Genomic DNA, 5,162 nt, shown 5'->3' on the forward strand with positions numbered 1-5,162 from the left:
GCTTCCCGCTCTCCAGGTTGTGCTGCAGGTTCGGATGGTATGCCACCGCATGGCGCTTGATTGTGCCGAAGACCTCCGCGCCGAGCGAAATCAGGATGTCGGCCATCGTGCTCCCGACCATGCCTGATGCGCCCGTGATGAGGACGCGCTTGCCGTGCCAGTATTTCTCATCCGGAACGGCGCTTTTCGCGCCTTTCAGCGCCTTCTCGTACGCCTCGAGCGACGAGATGTCGATGATGTGCCCTGCTTTCTTGAGGGATTCGAACTTCTTGGCGTCGTAAACGCTGTCAAAAGGAACTAGATCCATAATGCCTCGACCTCGGAATGGAAATCAACTGACTCTCATAGATACAGACAGGAATTTAATTAGTGGCGCCGGATGCGCGGGACGGGCAGGTGTGCCCGATGGTTCAAAAAATAGAACGGAGATTGGTTAATGGGAGAAATGCCAGGCATCAGGCAAACAGAAGGCGAGATGAGAACGATGTTCATACTTGATTGGATAAGGATTGCATGGAGGATAATCAGGAGGAACGTCATGGAGGCCGCTACCCTGCGGAGCGGCGGGAATGTCACGGTGGGCAGGCACACGTACGGCCTTTTCGAATCGACCATCATCTCGAGGGAGCAGAAGATTGAAATCGGGAAATACTGCAGTTTCGCATCCGGCGTGAAAATCCTCTCGTGGGGGGAGCATCGCGTGGGCCTGGCCTCGAATTTCCCGATAAAAACCCGCATCACCCACAGGCATCTGGGGAAGAACCTTGACGCCTTCTCGAAGGGCCCGGTAACCATAGGAAATGACGTCTGGATCGGAACGAACGCAATCATCCTAAGCGACGTGAGAATCGGCGACGGGGCGGTCGTCGGAGCCGGTGCCGTGGTCACCAAGGATGTCCCGCCGTACGCGATAGTCGGAGGCGTCCCGGCCAACGTGATAAGGTTCAGGTTTTCCAGGGAGATAATTGACAGGATGGAGCGCATCCGGTGGTGGGACTGGCCGGATGGGGAGGTCGAGAAGAACCTGGACTTGTTCTACGGGCCAATCGAGAGATTCGTCGAAAAAGCCGAGGAAATTTCAAAACAGAATAGGAATGGGGCATAATCAGGAGCCGGCCATTTTCGCGAAGGAAGGGACTTTCGAAGAACCGGACCCCAGCAGTCCTGAGACTATTCCGATTCCGACCAGCGCAAAACGATACGGGAATGACACGAGCTCGCCGAGGGATAGGCGGAATGAGATGTTGCTTTGCGACAGGCTTTTTCTCGAATCGTTCCTGCGCACTATGAGCCGGACGAAAATCCTCGCCGCCATCTTGAACGCCTCGGACAGCGGGGCGTATCGCCCGTAGAATATCATCGCGTTCCGGGCAAGGACGTATTCCTTCCGGGAATTCGTAGTCATCGACGCCCCTTCATGATGCGTGAGCGCCACGTTTCCTGCGTACTTGATTTTGAATCCGGCCTTCCTGGCCCGGAAGCAGAAATCCGTGTCCTCGTAATAATAAGGGGAGAAAACCTCGTCGACGCCGCCGATTTTCATGAGCAGGGGGCGGGTCAGCAGGAAACATGCGCCGGTGACGGCATCCATGTCCTCTACCGAGGAGAACTTCGAGCCGTCCTGCCCCTTGCCCCTCAGCCTGTCCGGCCAGAATTCCATCCCCGCGTGCTGGATGGTCCGGTCCGGATAGAGGAGCTTGCATCCGACGATGCCGATTCCCCTGTCCTTCTCCGCGATATCCACCAGGGAGGACAGCCAAGAGGGCTCGTTCACCTGCACGTCGTTGGTGTAGAACACGATGTAATCCGCATCGGACGATTCCAGCGCTTTCGACAGGGCCATGTTCATCCCTTTCGTGACGCCGAGGTTTTTTTCGGTGGAAAATGCCTCGACATCCGGAAACCGGCCGGATACTATTTCCCTGGAATCGTCGGTCGAGCCATTGTCGAAAACAGATATGCGGAGATTCGGGTAGGAGGTCTTCCGGAGCGATTCCAGGCATTTCGCGATGATGCCCCCGCCGTTGTAATTCAGGACGACAATCGAAACGCGTGGGGGTGGCATATCGCTACGAACCTTCATTTGACCACGGCATTGTCCAGGATGCGCGGGGATGGAACTGGAATGATAAACTTCCCGCCGGCCTTGGCATAGTCCTCCTGCTGTTTCACTATTTCGCTCGCGAAGTTCCATGCCAGTATGAGCGCATAATCCGGCTTGCGGCGCAAGAGCTCCTCCGGGGCGAGGATGGGGATGTGCGTTCCGGGCGTGAAGAGCCCCTGCTTGTACGGGCTCCTGTCCACCGTGAAATCGATGAGCTTCGTGCCTATTCCGCAGTAGCAGAGGAGCGTGTTCCCCTTTGCCGGTGCGCCGTATGCGGCTATGCTCTTCCCCTCCTTCCTGAGCTTTGTGAGCAGGGATACGAGCCCGGTTTTCAGCTTTTTCACGTTCTCCGCGAAATGCTGGTATGTCTTCAGCTCCATTATTCCCCTCTGCTTTTCCAGCGCGAGCAGTTCCGTTACCGCGGAGGTGGTCTTGCGCGGGCCCCCCTTTCTTTGGATGAAAAGCCTCACCGAGCCGCCGTGTATGCTCGTCCTTCGGACGTCGAAAATCTCCATCTTGTGCATGGCGAAGAATTGCACGAGCGGCGTGATTGAGAAGTAGGACAGGTGCTCATGGTAAATCGTATCGAATTCGGTGTTCTCCAGCAGGTTCACCAGGTAGGGGAATTCCAGGGCGAGGAAGCCGTCCTCCGAAAGGAGGGCCTCGATGCCGTCCATCACATCGTGTATGTCGTCGATGTGGGCGAAGACGTTGTTCCCAATGATTGCCGTCGCCTTTCCGTGCTCCTTTTCCATCGCCTTCGCGGTTTTCGAGTTGAAGAATTCAGCGATGGTCGGTATGCCTTCGGCGTTCGCCTTCTTCGCGATGTTCTCCGCCGGGTCTATTCCGAGGAACCTGATGCCGTGCCTCTTGAAATTCCTGATGAGGATTCCGTCGTTGCTGGCGATTTCCACCACGAACGCCTTCAACTTGTCCGCGTGCATCCCGGCGATTTTATCCGCATAATCCGAGAAATGCTTTATCAGCATGGGCGAGTTGGACGAGTAGTAAAGGTAATGCCGGAAAAGCTTCTCCGGCGGGACTATCGTGCCGAGCTGGACTAGGCCGCAGTCCGGGCAGAACCAGACGTCGAGCTTCTCGGTGAATTCGGGCTTTCCCAAATCATCGGCCTTCAGGTAGCTGTTGGCGAGGGCCACGCTGCCGAGATTGAGGAACTCCGTTGCGTTGGTCTTCTTGCATATGCGGCATTTTTGCATGTCATCATCCCGCTTTGAATCTAAGATTAGGCACTGCATGAATTATCCGAAAAAGTATTAATAACGCGCAGAGGCGGCATTTATCATTAAAAGGCGGTCTGAAGAATAGGAAGCAGGGAGGTGCGGCTCTTGAAGGTTCTCGAAAAATTCTTCGACGGCAAGGTGTTCACTTTCGAATATTTCAAAGCAGGGGACAACCGGGGGGACTTCGGCAAGGTCTGGGTGAGGGAGGACTTCCCCGGGTTCTCGATGGCTGAAACGTTCTTCTCGCGGTCGAAAAAGGACGTGATACGGGGCTTCCACTACATCATGAAGCCGGCGACGCAGATGCGCATCGTCGTATGCCTGGAAGGGCGGGTGCGGGACGTCGTGGTGGACATAAGGAAGGACTCCCCGACCTACGGGAAGTTCGTTTCTATAAATTTGGATTCCAAATCCAATGCAGGCGTGTTCATCGGGAAGGGGTTCGCGCACGGGTTCCATTCGCTCGAGGAATCAATCCTGTTCTACATGATTGACGGCAAATACGAAAAGGCGTTCGACAAGGGGATTCGCTGGAACGATACGACGATAGGCGTCGACTGGAAAGTCAAGAATCCTATTGTCTCGGAGCGCGACTCCAATCATCCGTCATTGGAGCAGGCCGAGAACAATTTCAGGTACGGTGAGGAATGATGCGCATACTCGTCGTCGGAAGCGCGGGACTGCTCGGCTCCTACTTATACAGGTACGGGAAATCGAAAAACCACGAAATGGTCGGTTTGAGCAGGAGCGCCTCCCCATGCACGGATATCCAGGGGGACGCAACGGATTTCGAGTGGCTTTCGCGGCAGGTGAAGGGCGCTAAGTGCGAAATCGTCGTCAACACCCTCAAGTTCAAGGGCTCCACGGACGACTGTGAAACGAGGAAGGAGGAGTGCTGGAAGGCCAACTATCTTGTGCCGGAAAAACTGGCAGCCCTTCAGAAGGAACTCGGTTTCGGCCTGGTGCAGATATCCACGGATTGGGCATTCGACGGAAGCGAGAACCGGGATTATAAGGAGACGGATGTGCCGTATCCGCGGAACTTCTATGCGTTTTCCAAATACGCCGCCGAGCTGGCGGTCGCCGGATGCTCGAAATGCATGGTATTGAGGACGAACGGGCTATTCGGCTTTGAATTGCCGGCGAGGAATTTCATGGCCCGGTTCCTTGAGAGCGCAAAGGCCGGAAAAAGGTTCGATGCGGCCACAGACCAGATAGCACAGCCCATATCGGCGCTCGCGCTTTCGAAGATAATAATCGAGCTCGCGGAAAAGGGCGAATGGCCGGGAATGCTCCATGCCACCGGCCCGGATTTGATTTCCAGGTACGAGCTGGCGCTGCTCTTCGCCGCGCATTTCAAGCTGCAAAAGGGCCTGGTAGGGCAGTCCACTTCCGCCGCGCGGAGCATATTCATCCCGAAGAAGATTGGCATGGACATCTCCAAGGCGGAAAGGATGCTGGGCAGGAAGATAGAGCATATCGGGCGGATGCTTGATGATTTGGACGCTTTCGAGAAGGTCCGGTCATAGGCTGGGGAGATTTGATGGCTGCTGATATCAAAACCGGTCGCGGGGCATTGTCCGATTACGCATCCGTGCTTCTTGAGCGCAGGAAAAACGGCCAGGTGCTAATCGTGATGCCGTTCTACAACAATTATGCGGCCATCGCGAAGCACCTCGGGCTGCTTTCGGCCCAGACAACGAGCGATTTCGACATCGTCATCGTCGCAAGCGTGGTGTCCGATGAGAAAAAACTCCAAGAAATCATCGATGGAGGAAACTATAAGTTCGGCATCGCGCTGGTGAAGCGGAATGAGG

At 55.5% G+C, this 5,162-nt stretch carries 7 protein-coding genes; 4 read left to right on the forward strand and 3 right to left on the reverse strand.

The genetic code is table 11. From position 1 onward, the window contains the following. A partial coding sequence (locus tag WC488_04425; GenBank protein MFA5077645.1) for an NAD-dependent epimerase/dehydratase family protein occupies positions 1–307 on the reverse strand: 307 nt, incomplete at its 3' end. A gap of 138 nt (positions 308–445) precedes the next feature. On the opposite strand from WC488_04425, the gene WC488_04430 reads away from it, so the two are divergent. Beyond that, a complete protein-coding gene (locus WC488_04430) occupies positions 446–1,105 on the forward strand; it encodes a CatB-related O-acetyltransferase (protein ID MFA5077646.1) in 660 nt (219 codons plus the stop codon). Here WC488_04430 and WC488_04435 read toward each other — a convergent pair whose 3' ends face one another. After that, positions 1,106–2,083 carry a glycosyltransferase family 2 protein gene (locus WC488_04435; GenBank protein ID MFA5077647.1) on the reverse strand — a complete coding sequence of 326 codons (978 nt, stop codon included), beginning with the start codon at positions 2,081–2,083 and terminating at the stop codon, positions 1,106–1,108. Further along, positions 2,080–3,321 (reverse strand): class I SAM-dependent methyltransferase, encoded by a 1,242-nt coding sequence (locus WC488_04440; protein ID MFA5077648.1) that lies wholly within the window; start codon positions 3,319–3,321, stop codon positions 2,080–2,082. The genes WC488_04435 and WC488_04440 overlap by 4 nt, the downstream gene beginning before the upstream one ends. Positions 3,322–3,450: 129 nt before the next feature. Here WC488_04440 and WC488_04445 point away from each other — a divergent pair, with 129 nt between their 5' ends. From WC488_04445 to WC488_04455, 3 genes are all read left to right on the forward strand, one after another. Continuing rightward, positions 3,451–3,996: a dTDP-4-dehydrorhamnose 3,5-epimerase family protein gene (locus WC488_04445; GenBank protein MFA5077649.1), complete on the forward strand. Its 546-nt coding sequence runs from the start codon at positions 3,451–3,453 to the stop codon at positions 3,994–3,996. Next, positions 3,996–4,874: an SDR family oxidoreductase gene (locus tag WC488_04450; protein MFA5077650.1), complete on the forward strand. Its 879-nt coding sequence runs from the start codon at positions 3,996–3,998 to the stop codon at positions 4,872–4,874. The genes WC488_04445 and WC488_04450 overlap by 1 nt, the downstream gene beginning before the upstream one ends. Before the next feature lie 14 nt (positions 4,875–4,888). Then, a partial coding sequence (locus WC488_04455) for a hypothetical protein (protein ID MFA5077651.1) occupies positions 4,889–5,162 on the forward strand: 274 nt, incomplete at its 3' end.

The sequence above is a fragment of the Candidatus Micrarchaeia archaeon genome (genome assembly GCA_041650355.1).
Lineage (GTDB): Archaea > Micrarchaeota > Micrarchaeia > Anstonellales > Bilamarchaeaceae > JAHJBR01.